The organism is Streptomyces aureus (assembly GCF_000725495.1).
Taxonomy (GTDB): domain Bacteria; phylum Actinomycetota; class Actinomycetes; order Streptomycetales; family Streptomycetaceae; genus Streptomyces; species Streptomyces aureus_B.
Genome location: NZ_JNZD01000030.1, coordinates 149,774 through 165,198 on the forward strand (window position 1 = coordinate 149,774; position 15,425 = coordinate 165,198).

Annotated in this window: 17 protein-coding genes; 11 read left to right on the forward strand and 6 right to left on the reverse strand. The window is 74.0% G+C overall.

Translation table 11 applies throughout. The features are described 5' to 3' along the window. Positions 1-44 precede the first annotated feature (44 nt). Genes IO36_RS30650 through IO36_RS30660 form a run of 3 tightly spaced genes read left to right on the forward strand, consistent with a single transcriptional unit; the run spans position 45 to position 3,504 of the window. Positions 45-440: an anti-sigma regulatory factor gene (locus IO36_RS30650; RefSeq protein WP_051901086.1), complete on the forward strand. Its 396-nt coding sequence runs from the start codon at positions 45-47 to the stop codon at positions 438-440. Beyond that, complete coding sequence (locus IO36_RS30655; protein ID WP_037624388.1) at positions 437-1,510, forward strand: ATP-binding SpoIIE family protein phosphatase; 1,074 nt, start codon at positions 437-439, stop codon at positions 1,508-1,510. Before IO36_RS30650 ends, IO36_RS30655 begins: the two co-directional genes overlap by 4 nt. Next, complete coding sequence (locus IO36_RS30660; RefSeq protein ID WP_051901072.1) at positions 1,507-3,504, forward strand: PP2C family protein-serine/threonine phosphatase; 1,998 nt, start codon at positions 1,507-1,509, stop codon at positions 3,502-3,504. The genes IO36_RS30655 and IO36_RS30660 overlap by 4 nt, the downstream gene beginning before the upstream one ends. Before the next feature lie 330 nt (positions 3,505-3,834). On the opposite strand, the gene IO36_RS30665 is transcribed toward IO36_RS30660, so the two are convergent. Together IO36_RS30665 and IO36_RS30670 are read right to left on the reverse strand one after the other, a co-directional pair. Continuing rightward, positions 3,835-4,362 (reverse strand): MarR family winged helix-turn-helix transcriptional regulator, encoded by a 528-nt coding sequence (locus IO36_RS30665; RefSeq protein WP_063764922.1) that lies wholly within the window; start codon positions 4,360-4,362, stop codon positions 3,835-3,837. Between the two features lie 212 nt (positions 4,363-4,574). Further along, complete coding sequence (locus IO36_RS30670; protein ID WP_051901073.1) at positions 4,575-4,985, reverse strand: ATP-binding protein; 411 nt, start codon at positions 4,983-4,985, stop codon at positions 4,575-4,577. Positions 4,986-5,446: 461 nt separating this feature from the next. Between IO36_RS30670 and IO36_RS30675 the strand changes: the two genes are divergently transcribed. Beyond that, complete coding sequence (locus IO36_RS30675) at positions 5,447-6,661, forward strand: phospholipase D-like domain-containing protein (RefSeq protein ID WP_078943541.1); 1,215 nt, start codon at positions 5,447-5,449, stop codon at positions 6,659-6,661. A 93-nt stretch (positions 6,662-6,754) separates the two neighbouring features. Here the strand turns inward: IO36_RS30675 and IO36_RS30680 are convergent, their stop codons facing one another. After that, positions 6,755-7,459, reverse strand: a complete 705-nt coding sequence (locus tag IO36_RS30680) for a GAF and ANTAR domain-containing protein (protein WP_037624389.1) — start codon at positions 7,457-7,459, stop codon at positions 6,755-6,757. A 304-nt stretch (positions 7,460-7,763) separates the two neighbouring features. Here IO36_RS30680 and IO36_RS30685 point away from each other — a divergent pair, with 304 nt between their 5' ends. The 7 genes from IO36_RS30685 to IO36_RS30715 all read left to right on the forward strand — a co-directional run bounded on the left by IO36_RS30685 (position 7,764) and on the right by IO36_RS30715 (position 11,937). Further along, a complete protein-coding gene (locus tag IO36_RS30685; RefSeq protein WP_037624391.1) occupies positions 7,764-8,024 on the forward strand; it encodes a WhiB family transcriptional regulator in 261 nt (86 codons plus the stop codon). Positions 8,025-8,145: 121 nt separating this feature from the next. After that, positions 8,146-8,580 (forward strand): ATP-binding protein, encoded by a 435-nt coding sequence (locus IO36_RS30690; protein WP_037624513.1) that lies wholly within the window; start codon positions 8,146-8,148, stop codon positions 8,578-8,580. 134 nt (positions 8,581-8,714) lie between these two features. Beyond that, complete coding sequence (locus tag IO36_RS30695) at positions 8,715-9,059, forward strand: hypothetical protein (protein WP_051901074.1); 345 nt, start codon at positions 8,715-8,717, stop codon at positions 9,057-9,059. A gap of 169 nt (positions 9,060-9,228) precedes the next feature. Beyond that, the gene (locus IO36_RS49230) at positions 9,229-9,672 is read left to right on the forward strand and encodes a hypothetical protein (RefSeq protein WP_342455134.1); all 444 of its coding nucleotides are present in this window, start codon (positions 9,229-9,231) and stop codon (positions 9,670-9,672) included. A gap of 113 nt (positions 9,673-9,785) precedes the next feature. Next, a complete protein-coding gene (locus IO36_RS30705; RefSeq protein ID WP_037624392.1) occupies positions 9,786-10,166 on the forward strand; it encodes a DoxX family protein in 381 nt (126 codons plus the stop codon). Continuing rightward, entirely contained in the window at positions 10,163-10,630 is a 468-nt protein-coding gene (locus IO36_RS30710) for a peroxiredoxin (RefSeq protein WP_037624394.1), read from the forward strand. The genes IO36_RS30705 and IO36_RS30710 overlap by 4 nt, the downstream gene beginning before the upstream one ends. Before the next feature lie 359 nt (positions 10,631-10,989). Beyond that, entirely contained in the window at positions 10,990-11,937 is a 948-nt protein-coding gene (locus IO36_RS30715; protein WP_037624397.1) for a TauD/TfdA dioxygenase family protein, read from the forward strand. Positions 11,938-12,030: 93 nt separating this feature from the next. On the opposite strand, the gene IO36_RS30720 is transcribed toward IO36_RS30715, so the two are convergent. The 3 genes from IO36_RS30720 to IO36_RS30730 all read right to left on the reverse strand — a co-directional run bounded on the left by IO36_RS30720 (position 12,031) and on the right by IO36_RS30730 (position 15,134). After that, positions 12,031-13,506: an FAD-binding protein gene (locus tag IO36_RS30720; RefSeq protein ID WP_037624398.1), complete on the reverse strand. Its 1,476-nt coding sequence runs from the start codon at positions 13,504-13,506 to the stop codon at positions 12,031-12,033. Positions 13,507-13,680: 174 nt separating this feature from the next. After that, positions 13,681-14,871, reverse strand: a complete 1,191-nt coding sequence (locus tag IO36_RS30725; protein ID WP_078943542.1) for an SPFH domain-containing protein — start codon at positions 14,869-14,871, stop codon at positions 13,681-13,683. Positions 14,872-14,882: 11 nt separating this feature from the next. Continuing rightward, a complete protein-coding gene (locus IO36_RS30730) occupies positions 14,883-15,134 on the reverse strand; it encodes a hypothetical protein (RefSeq protein WP_037624399.1) in 252 nt (83 codons plus the stop codon). Between the last annotated feature and the right edge of the window lie 291 nt (positions 15,135-15,425).

Consider the following 15,425-nt stretch of genomic DNA (forward strand, 5'->3'; position numbering starts at 1 on the left):
ACACCTCCGGCAGCGTCACCGCCTCACTGCCGATCCGTACCGACATGGATCTCGCGTGGGTGCGCCAGCACGTGCGCCAGGCGGCCGCCGGACTCGGCTTCGGACTGGTGGACCAGACCAAGCTGGTCACCGCGGCCAGCGAACTCGCGCGCAACACCCTCGTGCACGGCGGGGGCGGCCAGGTCGAGTCCACCGTCCTCGGGGCCGGGGCGGCCCGGGGGCTGCGCCTGACGTTCTCCGACGAGGGTCCCGGCATCCCGGACGTCGAACGGGCCCTCGGCGACGGCTACACCTCCGGCGGCGGTCTGGGCCTGGGCCTCGGCGGAGCCCGCCGTCTGGTCCACGAGTTCTCCATCGACTCCCGGCCCGGCGAGGGCACGGCCGTGACCGTCGTCTGCTGGACCGCGGGCGCGCCGCGGCAGCGTGAGGAGAGCCGATGACCCGCGTGTGGGACGTGCCCGTCCACGACTCGACCCGGGTCCGTGACGTCCGGGTCGCGGCCGAGGCCGCCGCCGGGCACACCGGACTCGGCCGCGACCGGGCCGCCGCCGCCACGCTGGTCGCCACCGAGCTGGCCACGAACCTGCTCAAGCACGGCGGCGGCGGCCGGATCCTCATCGAGACCGTGCACACCGACCTCGCGCTCCCCGGCACCGGGCGCGGTCCGGCCCTGCAGATGGCCGCGATCGACCACGGCCCCGGCATCGCCGACCTCGCGGCCGCCTCGCGCGACGGATTCTCGACGACGGCCTCGCTCGGCGCGGGGCTCGGCACCTGCCGGCGCGTCTGCGACCACTTCGAGGTGCACACCGTTCCCGGCCGGGGCACCGTCGCCCTGGCCCGGGTCCACGCGGCCCGCAGGGACCGGGCGGGCCACCGCTCCCCCGACACGAGCGCCCCGGTCCGCGCGGGCGGCGTCAACATCCCGCTCGCCGCGGCCGAGCACTCCGGCGACGCCTGGGCCTGCGTCCGCTCCGGGGACCGCGTCACCCTGCTGCTCGCCGACGGCCTCGGCCACGGCCCCGCCGCCGCGGAGGCCTCCGGGGCCGCCGTCGCCGAACTGCACCGGCTCGCGCATCTGCCGCCGGACGAACTCCTCGGCGCGCTGCACCCGGCGCTCCGTCACACCCGGGGGGCGGCCGTCGCGGTGGCCCGGCTCGATCTCGTGGACCTGCACCTCGACTTCGCGGGGATCGGCAACATCGGTGCCCGGCTGCGGTCCGGCGACACCTGGAGCCCGCTGCTGTCCCACCCCGGGATCGTGGGCGCCCACCGCCCGGCCCGGCTGCCGCGGAGCCGGCTGCCCTGGACCCCGGACAGCCTGCTCGTGATGCACAGCGACGGCCTGCCCAGCCGCTGGGTTCCCCCGCCGCACGCCCCGCTCACCTCTTGGGACCCCGCCGTCACCGCCGCCGTGATCACGCGCGACTCCAGCAGTGCCGCCCGGCCTGCGCGGGACGACACCACCGTGGCCGTACTGGCCCCCGCCCCGCAGGATCACCGGACATGACGCGCACCTGGCAGATCTCCACGGTCGACGACGCCGCCCGTGCCCGCATCGCCGCCGCCCGGATCGCCGCGTCGCACGGCGTCTCCACGCTGGAGCGCACCCGCCTGGTCGCCGCGCTGAGCGCGCAGCTGCGGCAGTGCCTGGTCAAAGGGGGCGGCTGGCGGCTGACCCTGCGGACGACCGCACCGACCGGCGAGCGGCGCGGCGGCCTGCTGACCGTCACGCTCGACGCGGAACCGGAGGCGACGGGGGACTCGGGCACGGATCCTGCGGGAGCGAGGGTCGGGAGAACGAGCGTCGGGAGAACGGGGGTCGGGGGAAAGGAACCTGAGGCGACGGCAGCCGAGGGGACGGGAGCCGACGAAACGGGGTCGGAGACAACAGCGACCGGGAGAACCCGGGTCGTCGGAACCGGCGCCGGAACGAGCGGCGAAGGCACGGGGGCCGGCGGGACGGACGGCGGCGTGGGCTGGCAGGCGAGCGTGGCCACCGCCGGTCCGGGCGCCGGCGTCCCGGGGCCGGCCGACGGCGGCCGGGCCGTGGACCGCCCGGTCCGGGTGCCGCGCAGCCGGGCCGCCCTCGCCGACGCCCTGCTCGGCGCCGACGAGGACGCCGCCTTGGTCCTCGACAAGCTCGCCGAACAGGAACAGCTGGTCGCCTTCCACCGGGAGGAACTGCACCAGACCAACCAGGGCGTCCTCGCGCTGCACGCGGAACTCGACGCGGCCGGCCGGGTCCAGCGCGAGCTGTTCGGTGCCGAACGCCGGGCCCGCACCGAGGCCGAGAGCGCCCGGCGCAGACTCACCTTCCTCGCCGACGCCAGCGCGGCCCTCTCCGCCTCGCTCAACCACGAGGAGATCCTCGGCCATCTGCCCCGGCTGCTCGTCCCGGACTACGCCCGCAGCGTCGACGTGTGGCTCTTCGCCTCCGACGACCCGGCCCGCAGGCACACCACCCGTCCGGCCGCCGCCGTCGCCGCCGCCCGCACCGGCCGCCCCCAGTACGCCGCCGACCATCCGAGCCGGCTGCCCGGGGTCGACGACCTGCCGCCCTCGGCACTGGACCCGGACCAGCCGCTGCTGTGCATCCCGCTGCCGAGCCGGCACACGCCCCTCGGTGTCGTGACCCTGACTCCGCCACGGGAGCGGTGGAGCCCGGACGACGCCGTGATGCTCGTCGAACTCGCGCGCCGGGCGGGCATCGCGGTCGATCACGCGCAGCGCTTCGAGCACAACCGCGACATCGCCGAGACCCTCCAGCGCGCTCTGCTCACCGACCTGCCCGCCACCCCCGGGCTGAACCTGGCGGCGCGTTACCTCCCGGCCACCCACGGACTGAACATCGGCGGTGACTGGTACGACGCGTTCCGGCAGCCCGACGGGGGCCTGGTCGCCGTCATGGGCGACGTCACCGGCCACGGGCTGCACGCGGCCGTCATGATGAGCCAGCTGCGCACCGCGCTGCGGGCGTACGCCGTCGACGGCGGCACTCCCGGGCGGCTGCTCACCCGGCTGCACGCGTTCCTGCACCACCTCCAGCCCGATCTGTACGCCACCGCGGTCATCGCCCGCTTCCACCCGGACGAGCCCGAGGTCACCTGGGCCGCCGCCGGACACCCGCCGCCGGTGCTGCGCACCCCGGACGGTCAGGTGCGGGTCCTGGACGCCAAGCCCGGGGCGATGCTCGGCATTCCGCTGCACCAGGAGATCCGCGACCACGCGGTGCGGGTCCCACCGGGATCCACGCTCGCCCTGTACACGGACGGCCTGGTGGAACGGCGGCGGGAGGGCATCGACCCGGGCATCCGGCGGCTGGCCGAGGCGCTGTCCGCCGAGCACCCGACCGGCCTGGAGGGCGATCTGGAGGGCGCGGCGGACCGGATCCTGGACCCGATGCTCCACGACTCCCAACGCGACGACGACGTGTGCCTGCTGCTCGTCCACCGCACGGACGCGGAACGGGGAGACGGCCCCGAGGGGGCACCGCCTCTCTGACGTCCACCGGCAGGACGCGGGCCGGGCGGCCGGGTTCCGCGCGGACTCGACCACCGGGCGATCCGACGCGGTGCCGCCCTCGGGCGGGCCGAGAGGGTGGAAGGGCCCGGGGAAGCACACTCGATCTCCACCAGAGGGACGCAGGGCCCGACGGCCCGGATTCCGGACGAACTCGGCCACTGGGCGCACCCGTTCGGCATCACCCCCGAGCCGGCCGGCGGGACGATGCCCGTGCCCGAACGGCACCGATCGGGGCTGGCTCAGCAGCAACTCAGGGCCGGGAGCGCCGAGTTCGATGTCCACTCGTCGGCCGGTCGGAGGGGATCGGGGTCAACTCCGGGGCCCGAAGGGCGGCTTACCCGTCTCGTCGTCCGGGTCGCGGTCGGCGGGTGTCGCGGGCCGGGCCGTCCGGAGGGCGCGCAGGCCCTCCTCCAGCGCGGTCCGCTGGAGCGGGGTCATCCCCGCGAGCACCGCCGCGAGGTCCCGCGTCCGCCGCGCACCGATCTCCGCGAGCAGCCGTCCGCCCTGCGGGGTGAGGAGCAGGCTCAGCGAGCGCCTGCTGTGGGAGTGCGGGATCCGCCGCAGCAGGCCCGCGGCCTCCAGCCGGTCGCACAGTCTGCTCGCCGCCGGCAAGGTGATGCCGACGCTCTCGGCCAGGTCGGTGAGGGTGGCCGCGGGGCGCCGGGCGACGGCCGTCAGGGCCTTCAACTGCTGTGCGGACAGCGGCGGTCCGACCGACCGGCCGGCCGAGGTCCACAGCTCCACCAGAGCCTCGACGGCGTCCGCCAGCCGCCGGGCGATCACCTCGGGACGGGGCCCCGCCGCCCCGGCCGGATCGAGGTCCCCTTCGTGCGTCACGGCCTCGTCCCACGCTTCCCGGGGCTCCGCCGGACCCGCCCGGCGCCGGGACGGGGTGTGTCCCGGCCCGGCGGACGGCACGCGCCACGGGGAAGAGGAACCCCGCCGCGCGGACGAAGCGTCCCGTCGCGGCCGGCGGTCGCAGCTGAATCGCGGATGATGCTCGTTCCTCGGGATCGTCGGAAGCGGATCGGGCCGGGCCTCGGGAGGTGTCAGAACAGGACGACGGCGCGGACCGTCTTGCCGTCCGGGCGCGAGTGCACGGTCAGCTCGGAGGAGAGCCGGCTCACCAGCGGCCACCCGAGGCCGCCCTGACCGGTCAGGTCCAGACGCCGGGGACGCGGCGGCTCGGGGTCGTCGTCGGACACCGAGATGCCCACGCCGTGGCCCACGTCGCTCAGATCCAGGCTGCACAGCCGGCCGCGCGCGTGCCGGACCACGTTCGTGACCAGCTCCGACACCACGAGCATGACGGCCTCGGCGGCCTCTCGCGGCACCGTGCGCGGCAGATCGCCGAGGAACGTGCGGACCATCCGCCGGGCGTTCACAGCGGCCTGCGGATCCCTCTCCAGCCTCGCGCCGAGGCCGGATCCGAAGTCGCAGGGCGGTTCGACGGTGGTCATGCCTTCGCCTCCCTTGCCGTACGTCCGCCCCCGCGCCGCGCTGCGGCGCCCTCCGTGTAGGTCCGGTGTGCCGGGCGGGCTGTCACCCCTTCTTCCCGGACCTCGGTGGGCCATGTCACGGGTTCCCCCACCTTCACATCGCGGTCACACGCGTCCCGTCGGCCCTCTCACCGGGCCCGCCGCGCAAGCCCGTCGAAGTCCTCGGACCGGGGGGACTGCCGGCGCGGATCGGGGGCACAAGGTCACGCGTCCCGGACGCCCACGGGCGCTTCGGCGACATCGCTCCCGCGACGGTCGTACGGGGCCGGGCGACCCCGGATCCGGCGCGGTCGAGCGGCCGGGGTGGCGGCTCGCGCCGGGCAGGGGCCCGCGGGGCCGCCACCCCGGCACCTCTCCCGGCCCGCCCGGGGCGACGGGACGGAACACGGCAGGCAGCAGACACGGACGGCAGGAGGCGGCGTATGTCCGGGACCATCACGGCACGGGCCGAGACGGACGAGGCGGTGGACCCGGAGGAGGTCCGGCGCCGCAAAGAGCGGTTCCGCAGACGGCTGGAGCGGCTCATCGGCATCGCCGCGACCGAGGGGAACGAACTGGTCCCCCTGCGCAACGGCGACCGGATCTTCGCCGCCATGCTCGCCGCGGTGCGCTCCGCCGAGCACACGATCGACATGATGACGTTCGTCTACTGGCGCGGCGAGATCGCCCGCGAGTTCGCGGCCGCGCTGGCGGAGCGGGCCCGCGCGGGCCTGCGCGTGCGCCTGCTGCTGGACGGCTTCGGCGCGAAGCGGATCGAGGAGGACCTGCTCCGGGCCATGACCGACGCCGGGGTGCAGGTGGCGTGGTTCCGCAAGCCGCTGTGGCTCTCGCCCCTGAAGCAGAACCACCGCTGTCACCGCAAGGCGCTCGTGGTCGACGAGCACACCGCGTTCACCGGCGGTGTGGGCATCGCCGAGGAGTGGTGCGGCGACGCCCGCGGTCCCGCCGAGTGGCGGGACACCCATGTCCAGGTGCGCGGTCCCGCGGTGGACGGCATCGCCGCGGCGTTCGCGCAGAACTGGGCCGAGTGCCACGACGAGCTCTTCGACGACCGGGACCGCTTCACCGGTCACGACCAGCCGGGCACGGCCACCGTGCAGGTGGTGCGGGGCTCGGCCAGCTTCGGCTGGCAGGACATGCAGACCCTCATCCGGGTGATGCTCGGCTCGGCCGAGGAACGCTTCCGGCTCGCCACCGCGTACTTCGCCCCGGACACCTACTTCGTGGACCTGCTGTGCGCGACCGCGCGCCGCGGGGTCCGGGTGGAGATCCTGCTGCCCGGCCCGCACACCGACCAGCGCGCCTGCCAGCTGGCCGGCCAGCACCACTACGCCGCGCTGCTGGCCGCGGGCGTCGAGATACGCCAGTACCAGCCGACCATGCTCCACACGAAGATCATGACGGTGGACGGGGTGGCCTCGCTGATCGGTTCCACCAACTTCAACCGCCGCTCTATGGAGCACGACGAGGAGGTCATGCTGGCCGTCCTCGACGAGACGTTCACCGCCTCCCTCGACCGGGACTTCGACGAGGACCGGGAGAGGGCCGTGGGCATCGATCCGGGCCGCTGGCGGCGCAGGTCCCCCGTTCAGCGCGCCAAGGAACTGGCCGTCGCACCGGTGCGCCGCTTCCTCTAGTCGCTCCGCCCGCGGGCCGGTCCGAACGATCCGCCCGCCGCACCCGGGGACCCGTCCGGCCGAACCGTCGGCCAGGTCCCCGGGGCCGGGTGGTCAGCGGGGGCGCTCGCCGGTCTCGCAGACCTTGCGGGCGACCTCCCGCAGTTTGATGTTGTGGTCCTGGGACGCCTTCTTCAGCACGGCGAACGCCTCCTGCTCGCCGAGGCCGTGGCGCTCCATGAGGATGCCCATCGCCTCGCCGATCTCGTGCCGGGTCTCCAGGGCGTGGCCGAGCTGCTGGTGCGTACGGGCCGCCGACAGGGCGACCGCGGCGTGGGAGGCCAGCACCCAGCCGGCGCTCTGGGCCGACGCGTCGAACATGTTCGGCCGGCGCGAGTACACGTTGAGGGCGCCGAGCTCGTCCTCGTCGGTGAACAGCAGGAAGCCCATCATGCTGCCCATGCCCAGCTTTCTCAGCTCGGGCGCGAAGCGGGCCCACTTCGCGTGCGGCCGACGCAGGTCCTCGATGGCGTAGAGCTGCTCGCGGTCGGTCACCGCGTCGAAGCAGGGGCCCTCCCGCAGGTCCTGCTGGATCCGGTCGGCCATACGCACGATGTCGCTGGTCGCGGCCAGCGCGCTGACCTCACCGCGGCGGACCGTGAGGATGCCGCTCTCGTCGCAGCCGTTGATCAGCACCTTGGCGTGCTCGACGATCCGGTCCAGGGTGGCCTGCACCGAGTCCTGGGCCAGCAGGTCGCGCGCCATGTCCGCCAGGGCGACGGCAAACTTCTCCCAGACCTCGCCGGACTCCTGCGTCATGGGCCATCCCGTTCATCGGTCGAAACGAAAACCAGCCTTCACCAGGGGTTCCATCTTGCCATCCCGGACCGCTCCCGCCCCGGGGGCCGGGGAACCCGTTCCGCACCGCCCCCCGCCCCGTCTCCAGGGACCGGCGCACCCGCCCGGCCCGGTCGCGTGACCGTCCCGAGGCGGCTGTGTGCCGCGCGGAAGCTCCGGTGTCCACCGGATGTCCACGACTTACCGGTTTCATACGGCGGATCAAGGGTGACCCGGGAAGGGACCGGATTCCGGAGAACGCGCTCGACCCGATCAGGAGGTTCGCATGGAGAACTGGCGCGAAGGCGCGTCCTGCCGCACCGTAGACCCCGATCTGTTCTTCCCCATCGGCAGTACCGGACCCGCGGTGCTGCAGATCCAGGAGGCGAAGGCGGTCTGCGCGGGCTGCCCGGTCCGTGAGGAATGCCTGAGCTGGGCCCTGGACACCGGCCAGACCGTCGGTGTCTGGGGCGGCACGAGCGAGGCGGAACGACGTGCGCTGGCACGCCGCCGCTCCCGTCGCCGCTCCCACGGCACCTCCGCGTAGAGAAGTGAGAAGGGGACGGGTGCGGCACCGGGCCCTCACCGAGGGCCGGGTCCGGGCGCAGGTGACCGGGTCGCAACGCGGCGGGAGGCGTTCCGCCGACGAGATCCGAACGAAGGGCACGATGGACATCGATCCGAGCCGGAACAGGAAGCCGTCCGTGGAGGAGTTCGGCACGCTCACCAGCGCGTTCGGCGGCGAACTGCGCAACGTGACGGACGCGCGGCTGGCTGCGGACGGCTATCTGCGCGCGCTCGCGAGATCGACTCCGCCCTCGGCGCCCGAGCACTGGGACGACATCCTGCTGGTGGTCACCGAACTCGCCGCGAACACGATCCAGTACGCTCCCGGCCCCTTCGAGCTCCAGCTGCGTCCCACGGTGGACGGTGTGCACGTGACACTCCACGACAGCAGCACCACCCCGCCGGCGCCCCGCCGCTTCCGCCCCTCCCAGGGCGGGGGCGGCATCGGCTGGCATCTCATCCACGCGCTCTCCGACCAGGTCAGCGTGATCGTGCGGCCCGACGGCAAGGACGTCCACGCGTTCCTGCCCTGGTGAGGGGACGCGTCCGGGGCCGCACCGAACGCGGCGTCCGCCGAGGACGCCCCGAAACGCGCAGGTGTCGTCGCGCGCCGCCTGGGCACTCGGTCCCGGTGAAGGCAGCCGTCCCTCCGAACGATCGAGGTGGAGCGTTGAGCCCGGAGCCGCAACCGTCCGAACAGGAACCGTCGGAGCGGGAGCACACCGTGTGGGACCGGGTGCGCCGCGCCGCCACCGGGATGAACCACCATCAGGCGAAGGAGGCCCTCGGCGAGGCGCGGAAGGCCGCCGAGGACGCCCCGGACGACGGTGACACCGCGGCCGACGCGCGGACGGAGGCGGAGGAGTGGGAGCGGATCACCGACGCCCTGGCCGATCACGCCGGTGCCTACGACCCCGCCACGGACCCCTTCGTCCAGGGGCAGCTCGCCGCCCGCTCCAACCGCGGGCGGGCGGCCGTCGTCGGCAGCGCGCGGACGTCCGTACGACATGACTGACCATCACCCCTCCCGCGATGTCAGTGGTTTGCGGAAGAATGCCGATCAGCAGGAACGTCACCGCACCGGTGCCGCACGATCCCGTCCGTCCGTCGAAAGGCCGCCCGCACATGACGCCGACCTCGCACCTCCGTGCCGTGCCGCGAGCGCCGATCGGAGGCCGGTGACCATGCTGCGGCCCCTGCCCGGCACCCGTGCGCCGCTCGGGCCCGAGGGCGCCGAGGTTCTGCGTCTGATCACCCAGCGCCGCTTCCCCGTCCGTCTCACCGTGCACGCGAACGGCCGCCGCCGGTACGGTTACTGGCTTCCGTTCGATCCCTCGACGGGACGCGGCGGCTGCTATGTCGCCCTGCCCACCGGCGAGTGCGACGCGCTGCACGCCGCGGGCCGGATCGTCCTCGGTGATCCGCTCGTCGACCCCGCGAAGACCACGTACGCCGTCCAGGCGGCGGCCCGCACGGGTGCCACCGGCCGTGACGACGTGGTCCGGCGGACGGAGCCGGAGAACCGGAGCCGGGTGAGCAGCCGGACCGGGACGGACGGCCGGAGCGGAGCAAGGAGCCGCACCGGGGCGATGGACCCGGGCGCCTTCCGCGCCGCCCTGACGGCCTGACACCTCTTCCGGGACGGACGCCACAGGCGGAACATCCGCACAACGAGACCCACCCGTACCACCGGCACTTACTCTGCAGTAATATCCGCGGCAGGCTTCCTGGAGGAGGAACCGTGCCACGGCCCGACCGATCACCCCTGCTGCTCGCGGGCCTGCTGGCCACGGCGGGCGTCGCCCACTTCGCCGCACCACGGCAGTTCGACGCCATCGTCCCGCGCGCGCTGCCCGGATCACCGAGGACCTGGACCTATGTGAGCGGCGCCGTCGAACTCGCCCTGGCGGCCGGGGTGGCACTCCCCCGCACCCGCCGGGTCGGCGCGCTCGCCACCGCCGCGTTCTTCGTCGGGGTCTTCCCCGCCAACGTCCAGATGGCCGTGGACTGGCGCCGTCGCCCCGCGCCGCTCAGGGCCGCGGCCCTCGCCCGGCTCCCGCTCCAGGTGCCGCTCGTACTGTGGGCGCGCGGAGTCGCCCGGTCCGGAAAGGGACAGTCATGACAACTCAGGTGACCGTGGGCGACCGCGTCGAGGACTTCGCGCTGCCGGACGAGACCGGGGCGACGCGGAGCCTGTCCGCGCTGCTGGCCGACGGACCGGTGGTGCTCTTCTTCTACCCCGCCGCCATGACGGCCGGCTGCACCGCCGAGGCCTGTCACTTCCGCGATCTGGCCACCGAGTTCACGGCCGCCGGCGCCCGACTGGTCGGGATCAGCGGTGACGCGGTCGAGAAGCAGCAGGAGTTCGCCGACCGGCACACGCTCGGTTATCCGCTGCTCTCCGACGCCGACGGGACCGTCCGGGAGCGGTTCGGGGTGAAGCGGGGCTTCACCCTCGCCCCCACCAAGCGGGTCACCTTCGTCATAGGGGAGGACCGCACCGTCCTGGAGGTGGTCCGCAGCGAACTGCGGATGAGCGTCCACGCCGACCGGGCCCTCGCCGCGCTGCGGGCGCACCGGGGCTGACAGCTCCGCCCGCGTACACCAGAACGGGGAACTCCCCTGCGGGCGCACCGGGAGCGAGGTCCCCGGGACCGGCCCCGAACGCAGTGAACGGGCCCCGCCCCTATGCGGATGGAGGGCGGGTCCCGTTCACTGCGCCCATTGTCGGCACGCTCCACGTCCGCCGACAGGGAGTGCGGGACGGCGGCGTGGGGACACCGCGCACACCCCGTGCGCGCCGCGCGCCTCCCGTGTGCGCCCCCTCCCCCGGCACCCGCTCGCCGGGCCCGGAACCGCTTCCGAGGGCGAGGCGCCCTGTCCGGTCCCGGGCCGAACGGTCATGCTGGAGCCGGCGGAACGGACCCACGCACCACGGAGGCCCCATGACGGACCAGGTCACCCCCCTCGACGTGAGGCCGGCGGCGGGACACATCGGCGCCGAGATCACGGGAGTGGACCTGGCGCAGGCGCCGACGGACGAGACCGTGGCCGCGATCCGGGCGGCGCTGCTGCGCTGGAAGGTACTGTTCTTCCGCGGCCAGCGGCTCGACCACACCGCGCACGTCGCCTTCGCCCGCCGGTTCGGGACCCCGGTACGGCTCCGGTCCCGGGGCAGCGCGTCCCCCGGGGACTTCCCCGAGGTCGAGACGACCGCCGACCGTCTGGAACTGGGCGGGCGCTACGGCATGGACCACGACGAGTGGCTGCGCAGACGCCGTCACTCCCTGCTGCGCGGCTGGCACTGCGACCACGGCGCCCGGATCGATCCTCCGGCCGCCACGATCCTGCGCGCCGAGACCGTACCCCCGTACGGCGGCGACACCACCTGGTCGAACCTGGCGGCCGCCTACGCGGGTCTGTCGGCTCCCGTGCGCGCCTTCGTCGACACCCTGCGCGCCGAGCACCGGCTCGGGGTCGGGTACCAGAGCCGGCCCGGGGACGACGCGTACGTCCGTCATCTGCTGGACCGTCAGATCGCCACCGAACATCCGCTGGTGCGGGTGCACCCCGAGACGGGCGAGCGACTGCTGTTCGTCAACGGCTACTACGTCGAGCAGATCCGCGAGGTGTCCCGGCCGGAGAGCCGGGCGCTGCTCGACATGCTGCTGGAGCAGGCGACCCGGCCCGAGTACACGGTCCGCTTCCGGTGGGAGCCGGGCAGTGTGGCCTTCTGGGACAACCGGGCGACCATCCATCTGGCGCCGGGCGACACCGCCCACCTCGACCACCCCCGGGTCATGCACCGGGTGATGCTGGCCGGTGACGTCCCGAGGGGGGTGGACGGTGAGCCGTCGGCGCCGATCACCGGCAGCGAGCCGGGACGCTGGTGAGCGGCCGCGACGCCCGCCGGCCCGGGCCCCGGTGAGCCGGACGGCGGGCGGACCGGGCCGTACGCCGGGTGCCGGTGCCGACGCCCTTCCCGGTCAGAAGACGCCCTGCCCGGGGACCAGGATCCCCCGGGGGTCGTACGTGTGGCGGGCGGTCGCCAGGCGCCGGTAGACGGGGCCGAAGTGCTCGCGCCAGTCGGCCGCGTCGAAGGGGACCGAGCCGACCGGGTAGTGGGTGCCTCCCGCGGCGCGGACGGTGTCGTAGGCGGCCCGGTTGGCGGCGAGGAGCCGGTCGACGGTCGCGGTGTCACCGGGCGGGGTCGTGCGCAGGACGGCCAGCAGGTACGCCACCGGGTCGTCGGGGGTGCGCAGGAGCGGGGCGTGCAGTTTCTCGCGGAGCACCGGGTACAGCAGGACGACACCGGGGCCGAGGTCGGCGGGGGTGAGGTCGGCCAGCAGGGACTCGGTGAGCGCGGCCGCCGAACGGCCCGGGAGCAGCAGGTTCAGCCAGGGGTGGGCGAAGGCCCACAGGCCCGCTTCCTTGAGGGCGGCGACCGAGGCCGCGAGCCGGTCGAGGAAGTCGAAGTAGCCGAGGTCGCTCGTCTGCACCCCCGCGGGGTCGTGCCGCAGCCCGCGCAGCAGAGCCGTGTCGTCGGGCGCGGGGCCGACGGGCGGGCCGTAGGCCACGGCCTCGATGACGTAGCCGCGGAAGGCCCCGTCGGCGTCGGCGTTCACCTGGCCCTCGACATAGCCGAACCGGCCCTCCTGGACGAGCCGGCGCTGGTCGTCCAGGAAGGTGCGCAGGTCCGTGTAGGGCAGGAGGTAGTGCCGTACGGTCTCGGGCGCGGGCACCAGACGCAGGGTGGCGCCGACGATGACCGCGCACTGGCCGAGTCCGGCGAGCACGGCGTGGAACAGGTCGGCGTGGCGGGCCGGGGAGCAGCGGACGAGGTCGCCCGCGCCGGTGACGACCTGGAGTTCCGTCACGTTGTCGACCTGGGCGCCCTGCCGGTGGGTCTGACCGCCGAGGCCGCCGACGGACAGGGTGCCGCCGACGGACAGTTCGAGGTAGTCGGTGAAGGTGGGCGGGGTGAGTCCGTGGGCCAGGGCCGCCCGGGCGACCTGGCTCCAGCGGGCGCCGGCGCCGACGGTGACCGTGGTGGCGCCGGGACGGACCGGGCCGATGGAGGCGAGCGGCGTGGTCTCGATGATCAGGCCGCCGTCGACCTGGGCCTGTCCCTGGGTGGCGTGGCCCTGGCCGCGGGGTGCGACGGGCACGCCGTGCTTGTTGCAGAAGCGGATCATGGCGACGACGTCGCCGACGGAGCCGGGCCGCAGGACCGCGGCCGGACGCCGGTGGACGATGTGGCCGAAGTCGTCGGAGTCCGCCGTGAGCGAGGCGTCGTCGGTGTGGACGCTGCCGTCCAGGCGCGGCAGGCCCGCGAGCGCCCGGCCGTCGGCGGACGTCGCCTCGGCGGCCCAGCTGCGGGTGAAGGGATCGAACCCGACGACCGCCGCGCCGGCGGCGGCAAGGCCCTGAAGTGCGGTACGACGCGAGGGTGTCCGGGGCATGCGCTCCTCCAGGGGCGGCCGCTTCGAGATCAACTGGGGCCGAGTGTAAGGGACTTGAGTGCCCCTGGGGCCGGTTGATCCGAACGCGCCGCCGGGTGCGCCGCCGGCGCCGGAAACGGCCGCGTCCGCCGCCCCGGGAGGGACGACGGACGCGGTGGACCGTTCCGGGGAACGTCAGTTGGCCGACGAGCCCTCCGGCTCGTCCCCGTCGACGTCGACCGGCGTACGGCTGTACCCCTGGAGCTGGAGCGGGACGTTCGTCTTCGCGGCACCGCCCTCGGAGTTCTGTCCGCCCAGGTTCTGGCGGACGGAGTCGAGGATGGTCAGGCCCTGGGCGACCAGGCCGGCGGCGATCTCGCCGAGGCCGTCGGCGCCGTTGAGGACGTTGACGTTCGCACCGGCGAGACCGCCGGCCGCCTCCTTGACGATGAGGGGCAGCTGGTCGATCAGCATCCGGTCGAGCGCGACCCGGTCGTGCGAGGCGGCCGCCTCGGCCTGGATCTTCATGCGCTCGGCGTCGGCGATGGCCAGCACCTTGATGCGCTCGGCCTCGGCCTCGGCCGGCTTGACGACCTCGGCGACCAGCTGCTGCTGACGCAACTGGGCGGCGCGCTGCGCGAGTTCGGTCTGCGCGGCGAGCACCTCCTGCTGGGCGTGGGCCTGGGCGAGCGGACCCGCCTGGGCGGCCTGCGCCTGCGCCCGGTCGACCTCGGCGGAGTACTCCGCCTTCACGATCGCCGTCTGCCGGGCGTACTCGGCCTGGTTCCGGGCCGCGACCTGCTCCGCCTCGACGGAGGCCTGGGTGGCCTGGGCCTGGGCGATCTGGGCCTGGCGCTGGATGGCGGCCTTGTGCGGAGCGGACATGGCGTCGATGTAGCCGGTGTCGCCGTCGTCGATCGACTGGATCTGGAGCGAGTCGACGATCAGACCGATCTTCGCCATCTCCAGCTTCGAGGTGTCGAGGACCTCGGCGGCCAGCTTCTGGCGCTCGGTGACGATCTCCTCGACCGTCATCGAGCCGATGATGGCGCGCAGATGGCCCGCGAAGATCCGGCCCGTCAGGACCGACATCTGGTCCTGGTCGGACAGGAAGCGCTGACCCGCGTTGATGATGCTCTCGGTGTCGTTGCCGACCTTGAAAGCGATCACGGCGCGGACGTGCAGCGAGATGCCCTGCTTGGTGACACAGGTCTCGGTGACCTCCGCCTCGCACATGGACAGCGTCAGGAAGCGGGTCTTACGGAAGACGGGCAGCACGAACTTGCCGTGCCCCGTCACCACTCGGAACGGCGCGCCCCCCAGTCCCCGCCTGCCGCCCGAGATCAACATCGCCTCGTCGGGAGCGGGTACGCGATAACCGAACATGCTTCTCCTTCTCAACCGGCGCCGACGGCGTCGCCGTCCAGCGCGTCCAGCGGATCGACCCACGCGATGACGTCGACCTCGCGACATCCCCTGGATTCGATCACCAGCACGGTCGCCCCCTTCGGCAGGGGTTCCCGAGACCAGGCATGGAAGGTCTCGGATCCGCCCCTCACGCGCACCAGGATCTCGCCGGGACCGGCGGTTCCCCGGGTGCCGATGAGCAGTTCCCCCGTGCAGCCGATCACGGCATCGTCCTGCACCACAGTCGGCCACCCCCCATCACTCTGAATCTGCCTCTGACCTTAGACCCAGCCTTTTCGGGTCCCGCACGCCCCCCGTCGGTCGACGGCCCCTCCGGGGTGCCCGCCCCGGGTCCCGGGATCAGTGTGTGCTCAACCCCGGGCGAAGCGATAGGGCCGCGCGGGAAGGAGGCGTGACAACGTTGCCGCTCCGCCCGCTCGCCGAGGGAGCGCCACCGCCACGGTCCCGGGTGCGGCTCCCCGGACACGGCCGAGCCCGGCGGTCCACTCGGGAGGGAGAGGGGACCGCCGGGC

Coding starts and splice junctions, on each gene's coding strand:
- IO36_RS30685 (WP_037624391.1), top strand. CDS start 7,764: ATGGAGAACTGGCGCGAAGGCGCGTCCTGCCGCACCGTAGACCCCGAT.
- IO36_RS49230 (WP_342455134.1), top strand. CDS start 9,229: ATGCTGCGGCCCCTGCCCGGCACCCGTGCGCCGCTCGGGCCCGAGGGC.
- IO36_RS30650 (WP_051901086.1), top strand. CDS start 45: ATGGATCTCGCGTGGGTGCGCCAGCACGTGCGCCAGGCGGCCGCCGGA.
- IO36_RS30690 (WP_037624513.1), top strand. CDS start 8,146: ATGGACATCGATCCGAGCCGGAACAGGAAGCCGTCCGTGGAGGAGTTC.
- IO36_RS30680 (WP_037624389.1), bottom strand. CDS start 7,459: ATGACGCAGGAGTCCGGCGAGGTCTGGGAGAAGTTTGCCGTCGCCCTG.
- IO36_RS30710 (WP_037624394.1), top strand. CDS start 10,163: ATGACAACTCAGGTGACCGTGGGCGACCGCGTCGAGGACTTCGCGCTG.
- IO36_RS30675 (WP_078943541.1), top strand. CDS start 5,447: ATGTCCGGGACCATCACGGCACGGGCCGAGACGGACGAGGCGGTGGAC.
- IO36_RS30720 (WP_037624398.1), bottom strand. CDS start 13,506: ATGCCCCGGACACCCTCGCGTCGTACCGCACTTCAGGGCCTTGCCGCC.
- IO36_RS30655 (WP_037624388.1), top strand. CDS start 437: ATGACCCGCGTGTGGGACGTGCCCGTCCACGACTCGACCCGGGTCCGT.
- IO36_RS30715 (WP_037624397.1), top strand. CDS start 10,990: ATGACGGACCAGGTCACCCCCCTCGACGTGAGGCCGGCGGCGGGACAC.
- IO36_RS30660 (WP_051901072.1), top strand. CDS start 1,507: ATGACGCGCACCTGGCAGATCTCCACGGTCGACGACGCCGCCCGTGCC.
- IO36_RS30725 (WP_078943542.1), bottom strand. CDS start 14,871: ATGTTCGGTTATCGCGTACCCGCTCCCGACGAGGCGATGTTGATCTCG.
- IO36_RS30670 (WP_051901073.1), bottom strand. CDS start 4,985: ATGACCACCGTCGAACCGCCCTGCGACTTCGGATCCGGCCTCGGCGCG.